Here is a 23,468-nt window from a genome sequence, read left to right as displayed (position 1 = left end):
CCATCGACTGGTAATAAAGCATTCCTTCACCTAATCTGGTTCTCACAATTTTTTTACATAACAAGAATAAAAATGGCGATACTCTTAAAGTCCGGCTGGAAGGACTCAGTGTTGGATCTCTTAATCGGGCTCTTGTCTCGAACGCCTCAGGTGCTTTATTCTGTCATAGGCCTGATATTTTCTTACGTCTTGCGAGCTAAAAAGGGGCATATTGCCCGAGCGTCACTACAACTAGCTCTATTGCCTGTATCCGAGAAGACGCATAAACAGATCATTCGACAGTCTGCACGTCACACCGTTGATTATATTCTTACCCTGCCTTTTCTTGATAAAGTGCCTTATCTGCTCAACAATCAGGATGTCATTGCCCGCGCCCTTTCAGAAAACAAGGGTGTGGTTGTACTCTCTCTCCACTTGGGCCCTCCTGATTTGGGAACCCTGGCACTCTCACAACGGGGTTTACCGGCAACTACCCTGATTGGTTCAGGAAAGCAGTCGCCTTTGACTCATAAGTTCGGAAAAGCATTTCTTTTGAGGGTCGGCATTGAGCCCATTGTGAAAGGTGACCCCACTGCCCTGCTTCAGGCTCTGAAAAAGAAAAAAGCCGTATTTCTATACAGCGATCTCCGCTCAAAAGAGATGCCTGTAACATTTTTTGGACAGGCAACCCGGGCCCCTGCCTGCGGAATCATGACAGCTCATCTTCTAAAAACTCCCGTTCTCTTTCACTACTGCACGTTTGAAAATAATCAATGGCAGTTGCATTTTGAGCCTCTGCCACTGACCCGAACCGGTAACAGAAAACTGGACACCCAGCACGACCTTCAACAACTGATGCACAGAATGGAACAGGTGATCAGGGAAAACCCCCAACTTTGGATATGGCATTACGACCGGTTCAAGTTGAAAAACAAGATTTACGGGAACAAAAGCATTTCATTATCTTCAACCAAGCCGGATGTATCATAAAATCGACTAGTGCGGGTATAGATGGCTCAAGATCAGTCCCCTGAACGACAGCTCTCCTTACGAATTCAACGTTCAATTTTTTTCACTGGTGACTGTCTGACAACGCCCTTTATGACAACTTTCCATGACTGGCAAAAGCCTGTGATAATGGCGAGTTGTTCGATTAAGTTAAAGGTATTCATTGCACTGCTCTCAGTTATTCACTGATGGCGCTTTTCAGGAGATAAAAGTGTTACCAAAATTGCATTTAAGGGTATTGCTCGGGGCCGACTTTTCGTAAACTTTTCGTCATCTCAGCCTACTTCCAAGAACTTTGCTACACTCTTATTACCGTTTTATCCTGTCGGGTCTAATGTCATTTATCTCTCATTTCCAGTGATTTGGAACTGCAGCCATGCCTCTTCACTCTATCCATCGAAGCTATAGCAGGGACTATCAAAAGACTGATGACGTCTACGCATCGTCTGATTTGTCCGTCAGTATGCCCAGGTACAAAATGCCGAAAACATCCGAAGATCCTCGGCATGCTTATCAGGTCGTTCATGATGAGCTGGTGCTGGACGGTAATTCCCGTCAAAATCTGGCCACCTTTTGCCAGACGTGGGTAGATCCGGAGATTCATGCAATCATGGATGAATGTGTCGACAAAAATATGATCGACAAGGATGAATACCCTCAAACAGCAGAATTGGAAAAACGATGTGTGCATATTTTGGCTGATTTGTGGAATTCACCGGATGCAGCAAACACCCTGGGCTGTTCCACTACTGGCTCAAGCGAAGCTGCCATGCTCGGCGGTATGTCTCTTAAGTGGCGATGGCGTGAGCGGATGAGGCAACAGGGCAAACCTGTTGACAGGCCGAATCTTGTTTGCGGTCCGGTGCAAATCTGCTGGCACAAATTTGCCCGTTATTGGGATATAGAACTTCGTGAGATTCCAATGGAAGGCGACCGTCTTATAATGACTCCGGAAGAAGCCGTTAAGCGCTGTGATGAAAACACGATTGGTGTCATTCCAACACTGGGCGTCACCTTTACCTGCCAGTATGAACCAGTAGAGGCGGTTTGCAAGGCTTTGGATAAACTTGAGGAGGATACTGGTCTCAATATCCCGGTACATGTCGACGCCGCAAGTGGCGGCTTTCTTGCTCCTTTTTGCCAGCCAGATTTACTTTGGGATTTCAGACTGCCAAGGGTAAAGTCCATCAACGCCTCCGGTCACAAATTTGGTCTGGCACCTTTAGGCGTTGGCTGGGTCATCTGGAGAGATCATGAAGATTTGCCTGAGGATTTGATTTTCCGGGTCAATTATCTTGGCGGTGATATGCCAACTTTTGCTCTGAACTTTTCCCGTCCCGGAGGTCAGATTGCGGCTCAATACTATATTTTCCTGCGTCTTGGAAAAGAGGGTTATCAACGTATACAGCAAGCCTGTTATGACACAGCCCAATACCTCAGCAAAAAGATCGAAAGCCTGGGTTTGTTCGACGTAATCTACAATGGAAATGGCGGGATTCCGGCCATAAGCTGGTCACTGAAGCAGAACGTTAACCCCGGCTTTAACCTATATGACCTGTCGGATCGCATTCGCATCAGGGGCTGGCAGATTGCAGCCTATTCAATGCCAGCCAACCGTGAGGATCTGGTTATCATGAGGATTCTCGTTCGTCATGGTTTCAGTCGGGATCTGTCAGACTTACTGATTGATGACCTCAGACGTTGCCTTGATTACTTTGAGAATCATCCTGTAGAAAATTCGGGTAACGAAGGGGATTCATCCAGCTATAACCACACTGGCTTCAAGTCCAAATGACTCACCTCTGCTCAGGCTAGCCTGACTTTTTTACCAGACGACTCTCCCCTCCCAGGGTAACAACCCCTCCTGGGGTAACAATGTGTGGAATGGGGTAAACACCTTACGGCTGACAATTCATCTCCCGAAGTCAGTGTTAAGAAGTTCACAGTTTTTACACTGGCAATTATCAATGGGGACTGGGCATTTCTGGTGGGTTTGCCAGATAAGAGCGGTGTTGGTGGTGGCGTAGTGGCTGTTGTTCCCGGAAAGATGGCCATTGCCGGATTCTCACCACCACTGGATGAGGCTGGCAACAGTGTTCGAGCCATGAAAATGATTAGTCATATTGCCAATAGCCTTGATCTTAGTATTTACTGCCCATCTTGAGGTAAAGAGTGCTCAAGATCAAACTCCTGAACGACGGCTCTCCTTACAACTTCAACGTTCAAAATTTTTCACTGGTGACTGTCTGAAAACCCCTATAAGATAGATTGGCTAACTCTCTCGAAAATTATATTTTTCCTTTTTTATCAACAAGTTACCCTCCTCTACCCAGACAAGAAAAAGTCCGAAAAGAAGTAGACATTTATACGGATAGTCTCTATAACATTTACTGTGACCAACACACACAGAGCACTTATAAAGTTACAGTGTCGTGTGAATCGCAGTAACAATTCGCGTTCAAATTACAGTGCCCAGACCAACAATAAAATAAGTACGCCTATGATCATGGAGGTCGTGGCGAGGGGGAGCCGGATATGTCTATTTTTTCTCACTATCAGGAAAGGTATGAATCAACTCAGCAAGAGGAGATGAGCCTTCAGGAATACCTCGACCTATGCAAGAGCACCCCTGGTGCTTATGCCAATGCGGCAGAGAGAATGCTGTCAGCCATTGGCGAAGCAGACATTATCGATACGTCTCGTGACCCACGTCTGAGTCGTATTTTTTCCAATAAGTTGATCAAGCGCTATCCTGCTTTTGAAGAGTTCTATGGCATGGAAGAAGCGATCGAACAGATTGTTTCTTACTTTAAACATGCTGCACAGGGTCTGGAAGAGAAGAAACAGATTCTTTATTTGCTGGGTCCGGTAGGTGGCGGTAAGTCCTCTCTTGCTGAGCGTCTCAAAGCTTTGATGGAACTGAAACCATTCTATGCCATCAAGGGCTCGCCCGTATTTGAATCACCACTGGGTCTGTTTAATCCCGACGAAGACGGCAGGATTCTAACCGAAGAATACGGCATTCCCGGCCGCTACCTGAAATACATCATGTCTCCCTGGGCGGTTAAACGCCTGCACGAATTTGGTGGCGATATTTCCAGATTCCGTGTTGTTAAAGTCTACCCTAGTCGTTTAAATCAGGTGGCTATTGCCAAGACTGAGCCAGGTGATGAGAACAACCAGGACATTTCCAGCCTGGTTGGCAAAGTAGATATCCGTCAATTGGAAGAATTCTCTCAGGACGATCCGGATGCCTACAGTTTCTCTGGCGCACTGTGCCGTGCCAACCAGGGTGTGATGGAATTCGTGGAGATGTTCAAGGCACCTGTAAAGGTTCTACACCCACTGTTGACTGCCACTCAGGAAGGTAACTACAACTCTACAGAAGGTATGGGGGCCATTCCTTTTGAAGGTATCTTGCTGGCGCACTCCAACGAATCCGAGTGGCAGACCTTCCGTAACAACAAGACCAACGAAGCATTTATTGATCGTGTCAACATCGTTAAGGTTCCTTACTGCACACGCATCAATGAAGAAGTGGGTATCTACGAAAAACTGCTTGAACACAGCTCTCTGAAAGATTCGCCCTGTGCACCTGACACTTTGAAAATGCTGGCCCAGTTCTCTGTTCTGTCCCGCATCAAAGAGCCCGAGAACTCTTCCGTTTACTCCAAGATGCGGGTCTATAACGGTGAGAACCTGAAGGACACCGACCCTAACGCCAAGCCTCTGCAGGAGTATAAAGATTCAGCCGGTGTTGACGAAGGCATGGACGGACTCTCTACCCGCTTTGCGTTCAAGATTCTGTCCAAGGTCTTCAACTTTGACTCCACCGAAGTCGCAGCCAACCCTGTGCACCTGATGTACGTTCTGGAACAGCAAATTGAACAGCAGCAGTTCCCGGATGAATTGACTGATCGCTACATGCGCTTCATCAAGGAATATCTGACACCCAAATATGTTGAGTTCCTGGGTAAGGAAATTCAGACCGCATACCTGGAGTCCTACTCCGATTATGGGCAGAACATCTTTGATCGCTACATCACTTACGCTGATTTCTGGATTCAGGATCAGGAATTTCGTGATCCCGATACCGGACACATTCTGGACCGCAGCGCCCTGAATGACGAGCTGGAAAAAATCGAGAAGCCTGCTGGCATCGCGAACCCGAAAGACTTCCGTAACGAAGTGGTTAACTTTGTTCTGCGTGCCCGGGCCAACCACGAAGGCAAGAACCCAAGCTGGTTGAGCTACGAGAAAATGCGTGCGGTGATCGAGAAGAAGATGTTCTCCAACACAGAAGATCTGCTGCCAGTGATCTCCTTTAATGCCAAAGGCTCGAACGAAGACCAACGCAAACACGCAGACTTTGTTAAGCGCATGGTTGAGTATGGATATACAGAAAAACAGGTTCGCCTGCTGTCCGAGTGGTACATTCGGGTTCGTAAGTCACAGTAAGTCATGAGCCCATTTGCGGCCCATGGCAGCGTTCTTGATTAATCACCACAGCGCCTTTGCGGGCGCTTGTGCATCTTGTTTAATCAGGAAAAATGGTCATTGTTCAAAGAACGACATGGCCATGGCACCAGGAAAATAGTTCTGGATAGAACAAGCAGCCAGGGCTAAGCACCCAAGGAGAGCGTCCTATGAGCATAATAATTGACCGGCGCCTCAATGCGAAAAAGAAAAGTACGGTCAACCGTCAGCGTTTCCTGAGGCGCTATAAAGGTCTGGTAAAAGAGGCAGTTCAGGATGCTGTCGATCAACGCTCTATTACTGACGTTGACAGCGGCAGTGACATCAGCATTCCCAGAAAAGACGTGTCAGAACCGGTTTTTCATCATGGTCGCGGTGGCCGTGTGGAACAGGTTCATCCGGGCAACAAAGAATTCACTGCCGGCGATCGTTTCCAGCGCCCTCAGGGCGGAGCTGGTCAGGGCAGCGGTGAAGGCGAGGCCAGCAACAGCGGTTCCGGTGAAGACGATTTCATTTTTTCCATTAACCGTGAAGAGTTCCTGGAATATCTCTTTGAAGATCTCGAGCTGCCCAATCTGGTTCGCAAAGAACTCAGGGATTCCACCGACTTTAAACTGAAAAGAGCAGGTTATACGACTGCGGGCTCTCCTGACAGGTTGAACGTAGTTCGCTCCCTGAGAGCAGCCCACGCCCGTCGAATTGCTCTATCCGGTAAAGAAAGGAAAGAAATTCGCGCCCTGAAGCGTCAACTGCGTGAAATGGAAGTAAGCCCGGAAAGCAACGATGAAGTTCTGAGAAAAAAGCTGATGGATCAGATTGCTGAGCTGAACAAAAAACTCAAGCGTCTGCCCTTTATCGACGAGTTCGATCTTAAGTTCAACAACCTGGTAAAAGTGCCGCAGCCTTCAAGCAAGGCGGTCATGTTCTGTGTTATGGACGTGTCGGGCTCTATGACCCGTGAAATCAAGGACATTGCCAAGCGCTTTTTCCTGCTGCTCTACCTGTTCCTGGAGCGCAATTACGAAAAAATTGAAGTTGTTTTCATTCGTCACCACAGTGAAGCCCGTGAGTGTAACGAGCACGACTTCTTCTATGCCCGGGAAACCGGTGGCACCGTTGTATCCTCAGCACTGACACTGACAGACGAAATAGTGACTGAGAGATATTCCCCCGGTGAGTGGAACATCTATGTAGCCCAGGCGTCTGACGGCGATAACTGGGAAGCAGACTCTGCCAAGTGCCGTAATATTATTGTCGACAAACTGTTGCCGCTGACTCAGTACTACTCCTATGTAGAAATTACTGATCGTCACCACCAGAACCTGTGGCATGAATACAAAACCATCGAAAAGAACCACGAAGGTCATTTTGCCATGCAGCAGATACGACATGCTGGAGAGATCTATCCGGTGTTCCGCAAACTGTTCGAAAAGAAGGAGGGTCAAAATGCCTGACAGGGAACGCTATGAGCAGGACATTAATCCGCATACAGCAGGGCCTTCCTCCGAAGCTGCCAGTGTTCAGAAGCCACCACGTCGTGCAGAGCCTATTTCCACAGGCTCAGAGTGGACTTTTGCACTGCTGGAAGAATACGACAGAGAACTGGCAAAGTTGGCAGCACGCTATCAACTGGACACCTACCCCAACCAGATAGAAGTCATCAGTTCCGAACAGATGCTCGATGCTTATGCTTCTGTGGGTATGCCACTCATGTACAACCACTGGAGCTTCGGTAAGCAGTTTCTCAGTAACCAGCAAAACTACCAGCGCGGACAAATGGGTCTGGCCTATGAGATTGTGATCAACTCCAATCCTTGTATTGCCTATCTGATGGAAGAAAACACCATGCCTATGCAGGCACTGGTTATCGCACACGCATGTTACGGACACAATTCTTTCTTCAAGGGTAACTATTTGTTCCGGCAGTGGACAGATGCAGACTCCATTATTGACTACCTGCTGTTCGCTAAAAACTACATTGCAGAGTGCGAAGAAAAGCACGGTGTTGACGCAGTGGAAGAGCTGCTCGATGCCTGTCACGCTCTAATGAATCAGGGTGTCAATCGCTATGAGCGCCCTCGTCCTATTTCACCAGAGGAAGAGAAAGCGCGAATCAAAGAGCGTGAAGAATACATTCAGCGCAACCTGAATGACTTGTGGCGAACCATTCCTCTTCGTGAAGAGAATGAAGTAAAGCAGACTGAGCGCTATCCAAGAGATCCGGAAGAGAACATTCTCTATTTCATAGAGAAAAACGCCCCTCTACTGGATACCTGGCAACGAGAACTCATACGGATCGTTCGCAAGGTGGCTCAATACTTCTATCCTCAGCGTCAGACTCAGGTCATGAACGAAGGTTGGGCAACCTTCTGGCACTACCACCTGATGCACGAAATGTACAACGAGGGTCACATTACAGAAGGCTTCATCATGGAGTTCCTACATTCGCACTCCAGCGTGGTGTTCCAGCCTGATTTTGATGACCCCCGTTACAGTGGCATAAATCCATACGCTCTGGGCTTTGCGATGTTTCAGGACATCCGCCGGATCTGTGAAAACCCGACAGAAGAAGATCGTCGCTGGTTCCCTGATCTGGCCGGTTCGGATTGGCTGGAAGCCGTTCACTTCGCCATGAAGAACTTTAAGGATGAAAGTTTCATCATGCAGTATCTTTCACCCAAGGTGATGAGAGATCTGAAGCTGTTCTGCATCGACGATAATGAAATCAACCCATATCTTGAAGTCAGCGCCATTCATGACGACTCCGGCTACCGAAAGGTGAGGGAATCTCTTGCCGCACAGTACAATCTGGGCAACCGTGAACCCAACATTCAGGTATACAGCGTAAACACCCGCGGTGACCGCTCCATTACCATGCGCCACTTCATGCACCGGGGTCGCCCGGTAGATTCTGACAGTACTCGTGAAATCATCAAACATATCCACAGACTGTGGGGCTTTGATGTGCATATGGAGTCTGTTGATGAGTGGGGTGGTGTAAAAACCATTTACGGTCTGCCCAGACAGGAAAAAAATGAAGAGACCGAGGCAGCCTGAAAAAGCTCAAACAACCTCTTTATCCATTAGCCGGGTCCTCCAGAGGATCCGGTTTTTTGTTACCCCGATGCTGATACCGGTAAACTGCACCACCAAAGACAATCAACACCGTACCGTATAAAAAAACCATATAGCCAGCCCCACTGAAACCGAGAAGACAGTAACCGGACGCCAGAAGAATGATAATAAACCAGCCTGAAGTAATCCCTCCGGGTTTTCTCCGCTGAATCTGGAAGCAGGAAAGACAGGCACAGAAATAAGTCAGCAACATAATGTAAACCGCAATCAGTACGATAGACTCAAAATGCTTTTGAACTGTAGGCTCCACCGTTAACAGAAGCATTATGGACATCAGAATGGCGGTGATTAACAGGCCTTTCCAAGGTGATCCATAACGATTCAACACCCTGAATGCTTTAGGTAAAAGTCCTTCCGAAGAGGCCGTTATGGCTATCTGGGAATGCATAAGAATCCAGCCATTAAGGCTGCCAAAACAGGCAATAACAGCCATGGCACTGACCAGTTCACCGACCCGGTCACCCAGCAAATAGCTGGCTGTTACGGAGAAAGGTGCAGCACTGCTTTGCAGAATATCGTTAGGTACAATACCCATCATTGCCGTGGTGCTCAGAATATAGAAAAGAGCAGCCAGCAGAGTGCCTAATAATGTCGCACAGGGGACATCCCGCCTCGGATTTTTGGCGTGACATGCAAGGTTACAGGCTGATTCCAGACCTATAAAAGACCAGAGCGTCAACGTGATGGATTCAGACAAGATATGACTGGACGGTTGTCCGGTCACATTAAAGGAGTTAATGATGTTTACCGTTTCGAACTGACTCCAGCCCAGAGTACTGACAATAATCACAGGCACCAGCATGCAGGAAGCCGTAATGATCTGGAGACGACCTAAAAGACGAATATCGGTCAAATTGATCACACTGAGGATCCAGATGACAGCAATGGCAGCCAGGGCGGTTTCCCAGGGACCATCGAGCACAGGAAAGAAATAACTGAGATAGGCCACACCACTCAGAGCCACCGCAATGTTGCCAATCCATATGGCAGCCCAGTATCCATAAACAACCTGTGACCCGATATAACGTCCCAGTCCTCCCCTGATATAAGCATAGAGACCGGAACCCTGTTTACAATCTGACCTCAATCGAACAAAAACCAGAGATAGCATTACCGCGCCAATAACCGTAACAATCCACCCCAGAAGAGTGATTGAACCATAGCTGGCCAGAGATGAAGGTAACAGAAAAATACCGGCACCCATCATATTTCCTGTTACCAGCATGGTCAGTGGCAAAAGGGATAATTTTCCAGACACCAGAGACACACCTCCATCATCAACAGCCATGAGCTGAGAGAAGTATTTTGCGTTATTCTTTGCTTGATCCTTTTCCTTTTACTTCACTCTTCACAAGTATCACTGGCATCGCGAACCAGCTTTGTTATTCCATCGGATAGTAGGATATCCATCTCAAACCGCTCATTTATCGCTGCCACGAAGTCATGACAGTTTAGACTATGAAGCATGCCAAAACGTTTTCCGGACGTTTGGAAGTACCCTTTTTTTAAAGATCCATCCGGACAGCATCGGCAGAAAAAAGTAAAATCATAGTAAGAGCGTTCCTGACGGCAGATAAAGTGGTAAATCCAACAATTGAGAGAGCAGTATGACTAATACCATTAAGCCTACAGTTGTTCTGGCCGGAGGAGGCCATGCCCATGCACTGTTCCTGAAAAGGCTTCAGAAGAAGCAAACGCCTCCCGCTCATTTTATTCTGGTTTCTGCCAGTCGCTATACCCCTTATTCAGGCATGCTTCCTGGTGTCATTTCAGGACAATATAGTGCTGAGCAGTCCCACATTGATCTTGAGTTGCTGGCCCATGAATCAAAATGCAGATTCCTTAAAGCGACTATCTCGGGGGTAGATACCAAAGCGAATGAATTGATTTTTTTGAATGGTGACCGACTGGGGTACGACATACTCTCCATCAATACAGGCTCTACACAAGCTCGTGTCATTGATACAAAAGACAGCATCACTATAAAGCCTATCAGGCCTTTTTTATCCTGGTTAGGACAGCCTTTGCCCGAACATATTAAGCAGAATGAAAGTTTTACTCTGGCCATTATGGGTGCCGGGGCTGCAGGTGTTGAGGTAGCAATGGCCCTTCACCAACGCTTCAAGCATCTTCACTCCCTCAAAATACATATTGTCACAGCTCAGGGTATTCTGAAGGGCTATCCGCCGAAAGTTCAAAAAATGGCCAAAGAGGAAATTGAACGAAAGCCTATTAAAATACACACTCATTTTCGGGTAACCGAAGTCAAAGATAAAACCCTGATCAGTGATCAAAATGACCGCCTGCCATATGATGCCCTGATACTGGCTACATCGGCAGCTCCCGCTCGTTGGCCTTCTGAAAGCTCGCTTGCAACCAGTCCAGAGGGATTTATCCACGTTAATCCCATGCTGCAATCCGTCAGCCATGACAATGTCTTCGCTTCTGGTGATGTCGCAGAATTCACTCACTCCAGACAGGCCAAGTCGGGAGTTTATGCGGTTCGACAGGCTCCGACCCTGTTTCAAAATATTTGTAACATCCTCGAGAAAAAAACGTTGGAACCCTACCGTCCACAGAAACAATTTCTTTCTCTGCTAAGCTGTGCAGATGGTCGAGCCATTGCATCAAGAGGCTGGTTCAGTACCAGAGGGCGTTTAATATGGCTTTGGAAAAACTGGATCGATCAACGATTTATGGCGCAGTTCCCCCTGCCCGCCTCAGGCTCCATGGAGTTCAATGGTTCCGATTGAAGCTAAACCTCACGAGAATTTTATCGGCCCGAAAGAAGCCTATGACTCTTCTGATTTTAGTGTTGTCTGTTGTGATGTCAGTGCCAGTCCATGCAAACGCGGTGCTCAGCCTTGACGACCTGGAGCAAAAGATCCGGCAGGCCAGTAACCTGCTGCTTCTGGATGTACGCCCCAAGTTTCGCTTCCTGCTGGGTCATATTCCCGGTGCTCACAATATCTGGCGCCCGGCTTTTCAGGCTGACGCAGATGATTATCCCTACTCCGGAATGAGAGCCAGCAGAGAGAAACTGTCCGAACTATTAAGCCGACTGGGTGCTACTCCAAAAACGGAGATTGTTCTCTACGATGATCAGCAAGGCATGAATGCAGCCCGTCTCTGGTGGTTACTGAAACTCTATGGTCATGATCAGGTCTCTATCCTTGATGGAGGCCTGTCGGTCTGGGAAAAGCACAAAAAAAAGCTGAATTTCAAATCGCCTCAAACACCTGAACGATCCAATTACCAGTTCACGGGGACACCTCATCCTCAATGGCTTGCTGAGATGGAACAGGTAAAGTCGATTCAAGCAAAAAAAGAGAACGTCGCCCTACTGGTGGATGTCAGAAGTTTGGATGAATTCACCGGTAAAACCATAAAGTCAGGAGCCTATCGCCATGGCCGGATTCCCGGAAGTATCTGGTTTGAATACAAGCAAACTGTCAATGAAAATGGATTCCTCGACAAAGAACGATTAAGACATTTGTTTCTGTCAGCGGGTATCACACCTGATAAAGAGATCGTTGTTTACTGTCAGTCCGGAGTCCGTTCGGCTCATACCCTTTTTGTTCTTTCCGAGATACTGGGATACAGCAGGATAAAAAACTACGACGGTTCCTGGATTGAATGGTCCTGGATGAGAGAGTTACCAGTCGTCCAGGGGCCACCCAAAAAAAACCATATAAAGTTCACAAATCCTCTGCAGCATAATTAATTCTCAAAAATACTGTCTTATCTATTCCTGAATATCAAAATGGGCTGTTATCTCGCGTCAATATGGTCTTATAATAGGTTTAGCTCTATATGGAAATGTAGGCTGTATTCTTGGCATGAAAGCTTTCTAGCCGAGGAGACATCACCAAAAAAGAGCTCTGTGATATGGACGACGCAGAACAGAAATGTGACTAAAAATAAAACAACAAGGGTTGCTGTTTCCCGGCAGTTCCTTCAATGTTAATAATGTAGGAATCGCGCTGTATGGAAGCGACCAAGAAGGAAATGGAAGCTATGCTGGAAGGTACAGTAAAGTGGTTTAACAATCCTAAGGGATATGGATTCATCCAGGCCCAGGAAGCCACTGAAAATCAAGACGTACTCATACATTACTCCGTTATCGAAATGGACGGCTTCAAGACGCTGAAAGCCGGGCAGCTTGTGCAATTTGAAATTGGTCAGGGACCCAAGGGGCTGATAGCCACTCGTGTCGTTCCTGGTGGTGGAGAAAGCGCAGACCAGAGCACACAGACTTCCCGGGAAGAATCCCTGCCAGCCTGACAGTTGGTGTCAGCCTGGCTCCAGAGTCCAGAGACGATGTCACCCGAAACTTTGCCTCGTCAAAGAGAAAGGGTGACATTAGTCTGACAGGGATTTGTAATAAAATGCACCTGTTCATCAGGTAGCAGATGCCCGGTATTTGGGAAAATGCTCGCTGAGTGCTCTGATGATCAAGGCAGAAAAATACTGTGTGTTTTGAGCTGTGTGTTTTACCCGCTACACGGCTCGCTCAAGAGGAATAAACAGAAATCCTGGACTGCGTCTTTTCTGTTTCCGTCACTTTTTCAAAATGAATTTTTGGCTGATTTTTGTCAAGAATCATGTCCGCTGCTTTTTCAGCGATCATCATTGCAGGCGCATTGGTATTCCCGCTGATCAGAGTTGGCATGATTGAGGCGTCAACCACCCGCAACCCTTCGAGCCCGTGAACTTTCAGACGAGTGTCGACTACAGCCATGTCATCAGCTCCCATTTTGCAAGTACCCACCGGATGATAAATGTGATTGGCATTATTTCTTATATAAGACTCAAGCTCATCATCGTCCTGTACATCCGAGCCTGGCAGATACTCCTCTCCAGCGTAGCGGGACAACTCAGACGACTGAATAATCTGTCTCACTCTTTTGATCCCTCTCACCAGACAGTCCATGTCGGCCTGTTTTTCCAGAAGATTCAGTTGAATCTCGGGATTATCCGTGGGGGATGCACTGTTAAGGGATACACGACCTCGGCTATCAGGCCTGAGGATACATACATGAATCGAAAACCCGTACTGCAGATATCTTGAAAGTTTACGACCATGATCTTCCATAGCCGCTGGAATAAAATGCAATTGCAGATCAGGCCTTTCAACTTCCGGAGAGGATTTTATAAATCCGCCCGACTCTGCAAGGCTACTTGTCAGGAAACCTTCTCTTTTATAGATGTATTTCACTGCATCCCTGATAACCCTGCCCATTCCCATCGGCCTGGCAAAAGCCATTGATGATGCAGTCTTGTCATTGGCGACAACCAGAACATCAGGATGCTCCTGAAGGTTTTCACCAACACCTGGCAGTTCATGCAAACAGTCAATATTGTGGGGAGCCAGTTTATCTCCGGCTCCGATGCCTGAAAGCAGCATAATCTGCGGAGAACCATAAGCTCCAGCTGAAAGAATGACTTCTTTTCGAGCAAAGAGTTTCCTTCTGGTAACGCCTCGAACAATTTCAATCCCAATAGCCTTTTTGCCTTCAAGGATAACCCTGGCAGTATGACTTTTGGTCATAACCGTCAAATTGGGTCTATCCATGACAGGGTGCAGATAAGCAGCCGCTGAACTGCATCTTTGACCCTCTTTCTGTGTCACCTGATACCAGCCTACACCTTCCTGATCGGCACCATTAAAGTCCGGATTGTTTTTTTCTCCGACTTCTATCGCACCTTTAATAAAAGCTTCACTCAAGCAGTGTTGACTTCTGGGGTCTGCAACATTCAGCGGGCCACCGATGCCATGAAGTTCAGAAGCACCTCTTTCCTGATTCTGGGATTTTAGAAAATAAGGCAAGACATCATTGAAAGACCAACCTTCATTCCCCAGAGCAGCCCATTGATCGTAATCTTCTTTTTGCCCTCTGATATACAGCATGGCATTGATGGAACTGCTCCCTCCAAGGGTTTTTCCCCGGGGACAGTATATATCCCGGTTATTCATGGTGGACTGAGCCTCGGCATTCAGCTGCCAGTTGTGAAAGCCATGGGGCACAGTAATTGCGGCTCCGGCAGGTATATAAATCAAGGGAGACTTGTCGCTGCCTCCTGCTTCTACCAGGCAGACCTGATGGTCAGGATTCTCAGACAGGCGGTTAGCCAGAACACAGCCTGCAGAGCCACCTCCCACAATGATGTAGTCGAACTCTGTCATATAAGTCACTTTTATTATCAGTCTTTTTCAGCTTATTGCTGCTGAATTCTTTGCCGTAAAAGCTTACTAGCTAGCCTGCCATCGCTTCAAGTTCATTTTACTTCTCTGGCATTTAGCCATAAAAAAGTCCTTGCAACTCTCCTGATATCAGGAATTTATTCATGAACATGATTATTAGATTCCAGATTTCCGAGATCTCCCTCCCGCAGAAGCCCACGGGAAGGGAGTCTGAGAGACTGTCGAAAAACGCCTAGCCGGTAACAAAAACTTCCGAAACCATAGCTTTGGCTTCTTCCTGAATTTGCTTAAGGTGGTCAGGACCGACAAAACTTTCGGTATAGATCTTATAAACTGCTTCAGTGCCAGAAGGTCTGGCAGCAAACCAGCCTTTTTCAGTAACGACCTTAAGACCACCGATGGCGGCGCCGTTTGCAGGAGCATGGGTTATTTTGGCAGTAATGGGATCACCCGCCAAAGTATCAGCTTTAAGCCTATCCGGGCTCATGGCTGAGAGTACTTTCTTCTGCTCATCGGAAGCAGGAGCCTGCAGTCGTTCATAAACCGGAGAGCCATAGCGGTCTGTCAGCTCCTGGTAATGTTCACCCGGGTCTTTACCTGTAACGGCAATAATCTCAGCAGCAAGAAGAGCCAGGATAAAACCATCCTTGTCTGTGCACCAGGTGAGCCCATCACGCCGCAGGAAAGCAGCACCGGCACTTTCTTCGCCTCCAAAGGCCAGCTCGCCAGAAGCCAGACCATCGACAAACCACTTGAATCCGACAGGCACTTCCGCCACTTCTCTGCCTAAACCTTTTGCTACATGATCAATCATGGCGCTGGACACCAGAGTCTTGCCAATTTTGGCATTGCCCGACCATTGCTCACGGTGGTTGTACAGGTAATTGATCGCCACCGCCAAATAATGATTGGGGTTCAGCAGACCATGTTCACGAGTCACAATACCATGGCGATCAAAGTCTGGATCGTTACCAAAAGCAATATCAAAGCGATCCCTCAATTCAATCAGCCCTGCCATGGAATAGGCTGAAGAACAATCCATACGAATCTTGCCGTCTTTATCAACATGCATAAAGGAGAAAGTAGGATCAACTTTCTTGCTGACCAGCTCAATATCAAGCCCGTAACGCCTGGCAATAGGCTCCCAATAGTGAAGGCCGGAGCCACCCAGTGGATCAACACCTATTTTTACACCCGCCCTGCGAATAGCCTCCATATCAATGACATTTTCCAGATCATCAACATAAGGTGTGACATAGTCGTATTCAGTAATAAAGCCGGATTCCAGCGCCTCATTAAGCGACATCTGTTTAACACCTTCCAGCCCCTGAGCAATGAGTTGATTAGCTCGATCCTGAACCCAATTGGTGACTTCAGAACCGGCCGGACCTCCATGGGGAGGATTGTATTTGAAACCACCGTCTTCAGGAGGGTTATGGGAAGGCGTGATGACAACACCGTCCGCCCTGTCCTGATGATCCCGGTTGTAGGAGACGATGGCATGAGAAATGACCGGAGTTGGTGTATAACCTCTGCCTTCCTGGATTCGAGCCTTTATACCGTTGGCTGCCAGCACCTGAATGGCGCTGATCAATGCAGGTTCTGACAGGGCATGGGTATCCATGCCAACAAACATGGGTCCGGTAATATTATGCTCGCGACGGTATTCGCAGATCGCCTGTGTGATAGCAAGGATATGAGTTTCGTTAAAAGAGGCCTTGAAAGAAGTCCCCCTGTGTCCTGAAGTACCAAACTCGACTCGCTGCGTGGGGTTCAATGGGTCGGGCTGAATAGTGTAATACTCGCTGACCAGACGGGGAATCTTGGTCAGCATATCATCTGTGGCGATTTTACCGGCTTGAGGATGCATGAAGAATTCCTGAGTGAGTGACACTGAAGCATAAAGCAAAAGCTGCTCCAGGTCAGAACACAATATGGCTTAGGTTACCCGCCCTGACTATATGAAGACAGTATCGGAAATTGCCATTGTACCGTGCCAACGATGACCCAGAAACGTCTTGCAGGCCATTCCACAAAGATTCCCTCATGAAAAGCTTTACAGAGGCTCTGAACTTAACAGAGCCTTGGAGATGTCTTCAAAGAGTTGGGAGCCAGCTACAAGCCTTTAGGTCACTTCAAAAAGGAAGTGATTTTTCTTACCCAGTTTCACCAGGAAGAACCGTCCATACATGGCATTTTCTTCAGCAAAGCACCCAGGCAGGTTCATGTTGTCGGCAGCACCGCGAGCTGCTCCATTGAAGAATACCGCATTACGACCCAGCGCATCCTTTACCTGCTTACCGCTTTTCACCATGCCAACCTCTGCAAACAGCTGGGTCATGGGATTACCTTCCAATTGATCACGTTTGATGGTTGCACTGGGCAGCCCATCCAGCTTCAACTGTTCAAGATCCGTTTCAGATAAATTGCTGATCTCTCCCGAGAACAGAGCTTCCGTAATACGTTCTGCAGCTTGCAGACCCTCTTCACCATGCACCAGAAGGGTGACCTTTCTGGCAAGAACCTGCTGGGCCTGGGGACGACCTTCACGCACTTGGTCTTCTTGCTTGATCGCTTCAATCTCTTCCTGTGACAGGAAGGTAAAAAAGCTCATAAAACGGTAAACGTCAGCGTCCGCAGTATTCATCCAGAACTGATAGAAAGCGTACTGGGAAGTCCTGGAAGGATCCAGCCAGACCGCACCGCCCTCGGTTTTACCAAACTTGGTACCATCGGACTTGGTGATCAGGGGCACAGTCAGGCCAAAGGTTCTGGCTTGATTCTGACGACGGGACAGATCAATGCCACCCACAATGTTACCCCACTGGTCACTGCCACCCACCTGAAGAGTGCAGTCATAACGACGATTCAGCTCAGCGAAGTCCATTCCCTGAAGGAGGGCGTAGGAGAACTCGGTGAAAGAGATGCCGGAACCTTCACGATTCAGTCGCTGCTGAACGGATTCTTTGTTGATCATGGCATTGACGGAGAAATGTTTACCGACGTCTCGCAAAAAATCCAGAGCAGTCATCTCACCAGTCCACTCCAGATTGTTGACCACTAAAGCGGCATTCTCACCGCAGTCAAAGTCGATAAACTGGCTGACCTGTTTCTTGATCTTGTCAACCCAGCCTGCCACAACATCAGGTGTATTCAGCTGTCGCTCGGCCGCTTTGAAACTGGGATCTCCTATCAGACCCGTTGCACCACCCACCAACGCAATAGGCCTGTGCCCTGCCATCTGGAAACGTTTCAGGACCAGCAAAGGAACCAGATGTCCCAGATGCAGACTGTCTGCAGTCGGATCGAAGCCGCAATAAAGAACCCTTGGCTGTTCACTCAGATGAGCGTCCAGCTCTTCCACGGCAGTGGTCTGCGCGATAAGCTGGCGGGCCTGCAGATCTTTCAGAAGCGGATTTTGACTCTCAGACATTTACCTATCCTGCTATGAAGTCAACGAGACTGAGCGAAACCATCACGGCTCAGCCTCATGAATTAAACACTGCCGAGGCAGCTGTAGACTCAATTTAGCGGGTAAAAGTACAATAAAACGACTTAAGAACAAAGCCGGAAAAATCGGTTTAATTACATTAATTAACTTAGAGAGCGGTTTAGTTACCTTACTTTAGAAAAAACCACAAACAGAACAGGGCAGATCGGTAGCTTTCAACTAATAATATATAGAGTTTTGGGCCAGAGTCGGTTTCCTGACGCCCGCCGACAAAACATTTACAATTCGTTTATGGCTATATATCAATTCATTATGTAGCGTTTAGATATATAATTCATATATATTCTTCACAAAACTTTAACCAAACAGCTACGAGCTATTTGAAATACTGTCTGATCCGAACCATAAAAGTGGCAGGCACCTGAAACAGTAATTCAACAGTAAATACGTGCAATGACCAAACTTCCCCCCAGAGGTGCCACGCGCAAGCAACCCGGCGGCATCAAGAGTTTTCCTAAAAGACACCTGTTACTGGTAACCGGTGTCGCAGCTACGGTGATGACTGTTATTGGCTTGCTGCCATCTCCACAAGTTGAGGCCAAACGCTCAGAAACCGAACTGCTTATTGACGAATTTCAATCTTCATCCCCCAAAGAAAAACTAAAGGAACTGGCTCTTGAGGAGAAAGCTGCGCCTGAAGAAACGGTTCCTGAAGAGACGGGAGAGCAACGTGAGGCCAGAGAAAAAGCCGAGCGACTGGCCAAGGAAGAAGCTGCTCTAGGCCCCCGAAGAAGTATCACTATCGAGTCCGGCGATAATCTCTCAACTTTGTTTGATGATATGGGTTTGAGTGCCAAAACTGTCTATGAAGTCTCCAGAACTCCGAAACTGGGCAAAAACCTGACCGATATCCTCCCCGGACAGGCGTTTGAATACCGGGTCAACAGCAAAGGAGTTCTGACCCGGCTGCGCTATGTCCAGAATAAACTTGAAAGCATCCTCTATGAAAGACAGGGGAATGGCTACGTCGGTAAGAAGATAATCCTCGAGCCTGAAGTGCGTATTGCCTTTGCTCAAGCCTCAATCAAAAACTCTCTTTTCCTGGCGAGCCAGAGTGCTGGTCTGAGCGAGAAGATGACCATGGAGCTGGCGGGCATATTTGGTTGGGACATTGATTTCGCGCTGGATATTCGCAGCGGTGACAGTTTCAACGTAATGTACGAAGAAAAATATTTGGATAACGAGAAGCTGGGTGATGGCAATATACTCGCAGCAACATTTATTAACCAGGGTGAAGCCTTTACCGCCATTCGTTACACCAGCAGTCATGGTGACAGCAATTACTACTCTCCGGATGGCAAAAGTATGAAAAAGGCATTCCTGCGAACGCCTGTGAACTTCACCCGGATCAGTTCAAGCTTTAATCCTAACCGCCTTCATCCAATTTTCAAAACCAAGCGCCCTCACAACGGGACAGACTATGCAGCGCCCACTGGCACTCCCATCAAGGCAGCGGGTGATGGTAAGATTCAATTTATTGGCTGGAAGAATGGTTTTGGCAATGTTGTCTTTATCCAGCACCCTCATAATATTGTTACCGTTTATGCCCACCAGAGTCGTGTAAATAAAAGATTCAAGAAAGGTAGCCAGGTTAAACAGGGACAGACCATTGGCTATGTGGGCCAGACTGGCTGGGCTACAGGCCCGCACCTTCATTACGAGTTCCGGGTCAATGGTGTTCACAGAAACCCCGTTACCGTCAAGCTGCCTAATGCCTCACCGATCCCCAAAGCCGAGAAGGCACGTTTTATGGCTTTTGCCAATAAAACCATGGCCCAGCTGGAAAAGCACGGTACAACTATGCTGGCCAGAAACGAGAAAGAGTCGAAATAACAACGATAGCCTCCAGGGAGGGCATGATGGATTATCAGAGATATGCCTGAATACTTTATCGGCCTGATGTCAGGCACCAGCCTTGATGCCATTGACGCAGTTCTGGTTGAATTTGAGGACTCGATATCCAGGCACTCACCATCAGGAAACTGTCGACAGCTGCAGGCATTATCCCATCCGCTCCCTGAAAATCTCAGAGAACAGCTTCTTGCCCTGACACTACCTGGTCCTGATGAAATTGAACGAATGGCGCTGGCTGAGCCCGCTTTTGCCCGGGAATCGGCTGATGCCGTCAGGCGACTCCTGGAACAGGCCAATGTTGATTCAAACCAGATTTCTGCCATTGGCAGCCATGGACAAACGATCCGCCACCGCCCGGAAAAAGGTTTCACTCTGCAGATTGGTGACCCTGGTCTGATTGCTGAACTATCAGGGATTACTGTTGTCGCCGACTTCAGACGTCGAGATGTTGCGGCAGGTGGACAGGGAGCTCCCCTTGTTCCTGCCTTCCATCACGCTGTTTTCAGCAACCCTGTATTGGACAGAGTCATATTGAATATTGGCGGTATGTCCAATATCAGCTTGTTACCTGCAGACCATAAGAAAGCTGTCATAGGCTTTGACACCGGTCCGGGTAACGTTCTGATCGATTATTGGTGCCAACAGCACCTCAACCAGAAATTTGATGCCAATGGCCAATGGGCCTCATCAGGAAGCGTGGATGACCAACTGCTGAATGCGATGCTGAATGACAGCTACTTTTCTGAAGTGCCGCCCAAGAGCACTGGCAGGGAACGCTTCAACCCGGGCTGGCTGGAGTCTCACCTGAGAAATTTTTCTGGCCTGCAACCTCAAAACGTGGCGGCCACACTCACTTTACTGACAGCAAAAACCATTGCCCTGGATATCTGCCAATACGCTCCGTCAGCCAAAGAACTTCTGGTTTGTGGTGGGGGTGCCAACAATAAGCAATTGATGAAACTGATTGAAGATGAGCTTGACCCTTTGTCCGTTGCAACCACAACCTCTCTGGGCATAGCACCTGAATGGGTAGAAGCAGTAGCCTTTGCCTGGCTGGCCAGACAGACACTGTCAGGAAAGCCTGGCAACCTTCCTGCCGTGACAGGAGCTGCTGGCGAACGGGTCCTTGGGGCTATATTCCCGGCTTGATAAATACCGCTGACAATGGATAAAATTGTTCGACCAGACTAAGGCTGAAGAAAAATCGTGATTTCTATCAACCTTCCGGAACTTTCAAGAGTCGTTTTCTGGCTTCTTCAGCACCGTATTCGGCGATTAATGCCGGAGTAAGAATTTTGTTAATTTTATCGACACTACTTCTCAACTTGTCCCTGTCCTGAATAGAGGTTAACCCTTTACTCATTAAAGACCGAATAGACTTTCTAAACTTATCAAAACCATTGCTATACAGTTGCATCAGTGATCGTTCCTGTTTCATGTGAGCCGCCCACTTGAGTAGATTTGACTTCGGGGGTCTCTGACGCTTAAAGGTTTTAATCAGAGAAAACATTTGCTCATCAAGCCAAACAGAATCATTGAACAGTGGTTGAAAGTCGTAAGCATCACCGAGATTCTGAGAGACATCTTCCAACTCCAGCTCTAATTCAAGCATCTCCAGCTCAAACTCCTCATCATTAATCGATTGGTATATATTTTCGCCAGTAGATGGGTCTATGGAATCCGAACGGACTCTTTCCGGATCACTTGCATGCTGGGGTGATGATTTGAAGTTCAAACTTTTGGGGACATCGTAATCTGAAGATACTTTCAGGTCTCTGGGTATATCATAGTCTGTACTTTTCATCCGATTAACAGGCACATCATATTCTGGTTTTGCTTTCAGATTTGCAGGTACATCATATTCAGGGCTTTGCTTGCGATTAGCAGGCACATTATATTCCTGTTTTGTTTTCAGATTACCGGGTACATCATATTCAGTGCTTCTCTTCCGGTTAGCAGGGACATCGTATTCTGGTTCTTTTTTTAGTCTACCGGGTACATCATAGATATTAGCCTGTCCAGGCTTTTCATTTCCGGCAAGTGCCTCTTTGCCCTGGTTACGTGGTTTTGGCTGCGGAGCTCTACTCAGAGAGCCGCTCAAGTCCCCGCTGTTTTTTCTTCTCGTCCGAGGGGTAGGTACTGGCCTTTCTTTCACATCTGGTTGCTCTTGTTGCTTGCTCTGAACAAGCTCATCGGTCGGCTCTTTAACCTGAGGAGGATGCCTGGGTAATGATTTACTTCTTCTGGGTGCCACTGGTGGCGCCTTCTTATTGCTGCGTCGATTCGATTCAACTTCATTCCCACTCCGCTCCTGTTGGCCGCTCACTGAAGAGGGGCTCTCTGGAGATCCAGGCGTTGGAATGGGGGCCGAAATGGATTGACCCTGCAGAGGGAGTACCTGAATGAAAATCTTGCTTTCAGCTTTCGCTGCCACTCTCGACTTCAGGTCTGTAGGAGGCCTAGGATCTGATTGCTTACTTTTCGCTTGCTCAGTCTTCAAGGAAGGAAGCCCATGGGGGCCAGCTTTTCTGATTTTTCTCAGTATGCCTCCCAGCAGTGCTTTGACGGTAGTTTTCCAGTTATTCTTAACAGGTGAAGACGAATATAAGGGCCCATCGCTTCCCTGAGGACCTGAGAGATCTGCCATCACACACCATCCATATATGCATTAATATACCTATCAGTATAATAGCCTCTGAATTCAACGCGTTACGACGACTTTCAAGTTACGGACTACTGACGCTTCAGAGAGTACTTGTCTGACAGCATTGCCCTGCTGGCCAAACAAATGGCAGGGCTGAAAGGATGAGGGCATGAGCAGCTACTTAATAGGAATATCCGGGCGCTGGCGCCCGGCAAAAAGAGTATTCAGATAGAAAAAGAAGAACCGCAGCCACACGTGGCGGTTGCATTAGGATTTTTCACCAGGAATCGGGAGCCTTCCAGTCCCTCTTCGTAATCGACCTCAGCACCGACCAGATACTGGTAGCTCAGTGAATCCACGACCATTTCAGCTCCCTGCTTTCTGACCAGAGTATCGTCGTCTGCCAGTTGATCATCAAACTTGAAACCATACTGAAAGCCCGAACATCCACCACCAGTGACATAGACACGAAGCCTCAGGCACTTGTTATCTTCATCTTCCATGAGCCGATTGACTTTCTCAGCGGCATTATCCGTCAGTTCGATCGGGTCCGGCATTACCGTTTCAACTACTGCGCTCATTTATCCTCCCGTGCTACCTGATCGCCACAGGCAAACCCTATCTCTGTATACTCTCAGAGTCCTGCTCTTACGGTC

General features: G+C 47.8%; 17 protein-coding genes. 11 read left to right on the top strand and 6 right to left on the bottom strand.

The window, feature by feature from the left end; genetic code table 11:
• The first annotated feature begins 72 nt into the window (after positions 1-72).
• The 6 genes from ACOMHB_RS07205 (at position 73) to ACOMHB_RS07180 (ending at position 8,520) form a co-directional block, all read left to right on the top strand.
• A complete protein-coding gene (locus ACOMHB_RS07205) occupies positions 73-969 on the top strand; it encodes a lysophospholipid acyltransferase family protein (protein ID WP_422132655.1) in 897 nt (298 codons plus the stop codon).
• 394 nt (positions 970-1,363) lie between these two features.
• Complete coding sequence (gad, locus tag ACOMHB_RS07200; RefSeq protein ID WP_448216073.1) at positions 1,364-2,782, top strand: glutamate decarboxylase; 1,419 nt, start codon at positions 1,364-1,366, stop codon at positions 2,780-2,782.
• Between the two features lie 84 nt (positions 2,783-2,866).
• A complete protein-coding gene (locus ACOMHB_RS07195) occupies positions 2,867-3,151 on the top strand; it encodes a glutaminase (RefSeq protein WP_448216072.1) in 285 nt (94 codons plus the stop codon).
• A gap of 371 nt (positions 3,152-3,522) precedes the next feature.
• Positions 3,523-5,445, top strand: a complete 1,923-nt coding sequence (locus ACOMHB_RS07190; RefSeq protein ID WP_422132651.1) for a PrkA family serine protein kinase — start codon at positions 3,523-3,525, stop codon at positions 5,443-5,445.
• 188 nt (positions 5,446-5,633) lie between these two features.
• Positions 5,634-6,917, top strand: a complete 1,284-nt coding sequence (locus ACOMHB_RS07185) for a YeaH/YhbH family protein (RefSeq protein ID WP_448216071.1) — start codon at positions 5,634-5,636, stop codon at positions 6,915-6,917.
• Positions 6,910-8,520, top strand: a complete 1,611-nt coding sequence (locus ACOMHB_RS07180; protein WP_448216070.1) for a SpoVR family protein — start codon at positions 6,910-6,912, stop codon at positions 8,518-8,520. Before ACOMHB_RS07185 ends, ACOMHB_RS07180 begins: the two co-directional genes overlap by 8 nt.
• A gap of 19 nt (positions 8,521-8,539) precedes the next feature.
• Here the strand turns inward: ACOMHB_RS07180 and ACOMHB_RS07175 are convergent, their stop codons facing one another.
• Entirely contained in the window at positions 8,540-9,856 is a 1,317-nt protein-coding gene (locus ACOMHB_RS07175; RefSeq protein ID WP_422411342.1) for an amino acid permease, read from the bottom strand.
• A 349-nt stretch (positions 9,857-10,205) separates the two neighbouring features.
• On the opposite strand from ACOMHB_RS07175, the gene ACOMHB_RS07170 reads away from it, so the two are divergent.
• The 3 genes from ACOMHB_RS07170 (at position 10,206) to ACOMHB_RS07160 (ending at position 12,882) form a co-directional block, all read left to right on the top strand.
• Positions 10,206-11,351 (top strand): FAD-dependent oxidoreductase, encoded by a 1,146-nt coding sequence (locus ACOMHB_RS07170; protein ID WP_448216069.1) that lies wholly within the window; start codon positions 10,206-10,208, stop codon positions 11,349-11,351.
• Positions 11,352-11,392: 41 nt separating this feature from the next.
• Positions 11,393-12,322: a sulfurtransferase gene (locus ACOMHB_RS07165; RefSeq protein WP_422132646.1), complete on the top strand. Its 930-nt coding sequence runs from the start codon at positions 11,393-11,395 to the stop codon at positions 12,320-12,322.
• A 263-nt stretch (positions 12,323-12,585) separates the two neighbouring features.
• A complete protein-coding gene (locus ACOMHB_RS07160) occupies positions 12,586-12,882 on the top strand; it encodes a cold shock domain-containing protein (RefSeq protein ID WP_422132645.1) in 297 nt (98 codons plus the stop codon).
• Positions 12,883-13,111: 229 nt separating this feature from the next.
• Here ACOMHB_RS07160 and ACOMHB_RS07155 read toward each other — a convergent pair whose 3' ends face one another.
• From ACOMHB_RS07155 to tyrS, 3 genes are all read right to left on the bottom strand, one after another.
• On the bottom strand, positions 13,112-14,785 hold the full coding sequence (locus ACOMHB_RS07155; protein ID WP_448216068.1) for a GMC family oxidoreductase: 1,674 nt from the start codon (positions 14,783-14,785) through the stop codon (positions 13,112-13,114).
• 250 nt (positions 14,786-15,035) lie between these two features.
• Positions 15,036-16,673 carry a phosphoglucomutase (alpha-D-glucose-1,6-bisphosphate-dependent) gene (gene pgm / locus ACOMHB_RS07150; protein ID WP_448216067.1) on the bottom strand — a complete coding sequence of 546 codons (1,638 nt, stop codon included), beginning with the start codon at positions 16,671-16,673 and terminating at the stop codon, positions 15,036-15,038.
• Positions 16,674-16,928: 255 nt separating this feature from the next.
• Positions 16,929-18,236, bottom strand: coding sequence for a tyrosine--tRNA ligase (gene tyrS, locus ACOMHB_RS07145; protein WP_448216066.1), 1,308 nt, complete (start codon positions 18,234-18,236; stop codon positions 16,929-16,931).
• Positions 18,237-18,707: 471 nt separating this feature from the next.
• On the opposite strand from tyrS, the gene ACOMHB_RS07140 reads away from it, so the two are divergent.
• Both ACOMHB_RS07140 and ACOMHB_RS07135 read left to right on the top strand, forming a co-directional pair.
• Positions 18,708-20,147, top strand: a complete 1,440-nt coding sequence (locus tag ACOMHB_RS07140; RefSeq protein ID WP_448216065.1) for an OapA family protein — start codon at positions 18,708-18,710, stop codon at positions 20,145-20,147.
• A gap of 42 nt (positions 20,148-20,189) precedes the next feature.
• Positions 20,190-21,317 (top strand): anhydro-N-acetylmuramic acid kinase, encoded by a 1,128-nt coding sequence (locus tag ACOMHB_RS07135; RefSeq protein ID WP_422132640.1) that lies wholly within the window; start codon positions 20,190-20,192, stop codon positions 21,315-21,317.
• A 67-nt stretch (positions 21,318-21,384) separates the two neighbouring features.
• Here the strand turns inward: ACOMHB_RS07135 and ACOMHB_RS07130 are convergent, their stop codons facing one another.
• Together ACOMHB_RS07130 and erpA are read right to left on the bottom strand one after the other, a co-directional pair.
• Positions 21,385-22,815, bottom strand: coding sequence for a hypothetical protein (locus ACOMHB_RS07130; protein WP_448216064.1), 1,431 nt, complete (start codon positions 22,813-22,815; stop codon positions 21,385-21,387).
• A gap of 221 nt (positions 22,816-23,036) precedes the next feature.
• A complete protein-coding gene (erpA, locus tag ACOMHB_RS07125) occupies positions 23,037-23,393 on the bottom strand; it encodes an iron-sulfur cluster insertion protein ErpA (protein WP_422132638.1) in 357 nt (118 codons plus the stop codon).
• Positions 23,394-23,468 lie beyond the last annotated feature (75 nt).

The organism is Endozoicomonas sp. 2B-B (assembly GCF_053470045.1).
The sequence above is the reverse complement of the archived record's forward strand: the minus strand, read 5'-3'. Positions and strand labels throughout refer to the sequence as shown.

Bases quoted from the DNA above. Each gene is read 5' to 3' on its own strand.
- ACOMHB_RS07160 (WP_422132645.1), top strand. From the start codon at position 12,586: ATGGAAGCGACCAAGAAGGAAATGGAAGCTATGCTGGAAGGTACAGTA.
- ACOMHB_RS07190 (WP_422132651.1), top strand. From the start codon at position 3,523: ATGTCTATTTTTTCTCACTATCAGGAAAGGTATGAATCAACTCAGCAA.
- ACOMHB_RS07180 (WP_448216070.1), top strand. From the start codon at position 6,910: ATGCCTGACAGGGAACGCTATGAGCAGGACATTAATCCGCATACAGCA.
- ACOMHB_RS07130 (WP_448216064.1), bottom strand. From the start codon at position 22,815: ATGGCAGATCTCTCAGGTCCTCAGGGAAGCGATGGGCCCTTATATTCG.
- ACOMHB_RS07155 (WP_448216068.1), bottom strand. From the start codon at position 14,785: ATGACAGAGTTCGACTACATCATTGTGGGAGGTGGCTCTGCAGGCTGT.
- ACOMHB_RS07205 (WP_422132655.1), top strand. From the start codon at position 73: ATGGCGATACTCTTAAAGTCCGGCTGGAAGGACTCAGTGTTGGATCTC.
- gad (WP_448216073.1), top strand. From the start codon at position 1,364: ATGCCTCTTCACTCTATCCATCGAAGCTATAGCAGGGACTATCAAAAG.
- pgm (WP_448216067.1), bottom strand. From the start codon at position 16,673: ATGCATCCTCAAGCCGGTAAAATCGCCACAGATGATATGCTGACCAAG.
- tyrS (WP_448216066.1), bottom strand. From the start codon at position 18,236: ATGTCTGAGAGTCAAAATCCGCTTCTGAAAGATCTGCAGGCCCGCCAG.
- ACOMHB_RS07185 (WP_448216071.1), top strand. From the start codon at position 5,634: ATGAGCATAATAATTGACCGGCGCCTCAATGCGAAAAAGAAAAGTACG.
- erpA (WP_422132638.1), bottom strand. From the start codon at position 23,393: ATGAGCGCAGTAGTTGAAACGGTAATGCCGGACCCGATCGAACTGACG.
- ACOMHB_RS07140 (WP_448216065.1), top strand. From the start codon at position 18,708: ATGACCAAACTTCCCCCCAGAGGTGCCACGCGCAAGCAACCCGGCGGC.
- ACOMHB_RS07135 (WP_422132640.1), top strand. From the start codon at position 20,190: ATGCCTGAATACTTTATCGGCCTGATGTCAGGCACCAGCCTTGATGCC.
- ACOMHB_RS07165 (WP_422132646.1), top strand. From the start codon at position 11,393: ATGACTCTTCTGATTTTAGTGTTGTCTGTTGTGATGTCAGTGCCAGTC.
- ACOMHB_RS07170 (WP_448216069.1), top strand. From the start codon at position 10,206: ATGACTAATACCATTAAGCCTACAGTTGTTCTGGCCGGAGGAGGCCAT.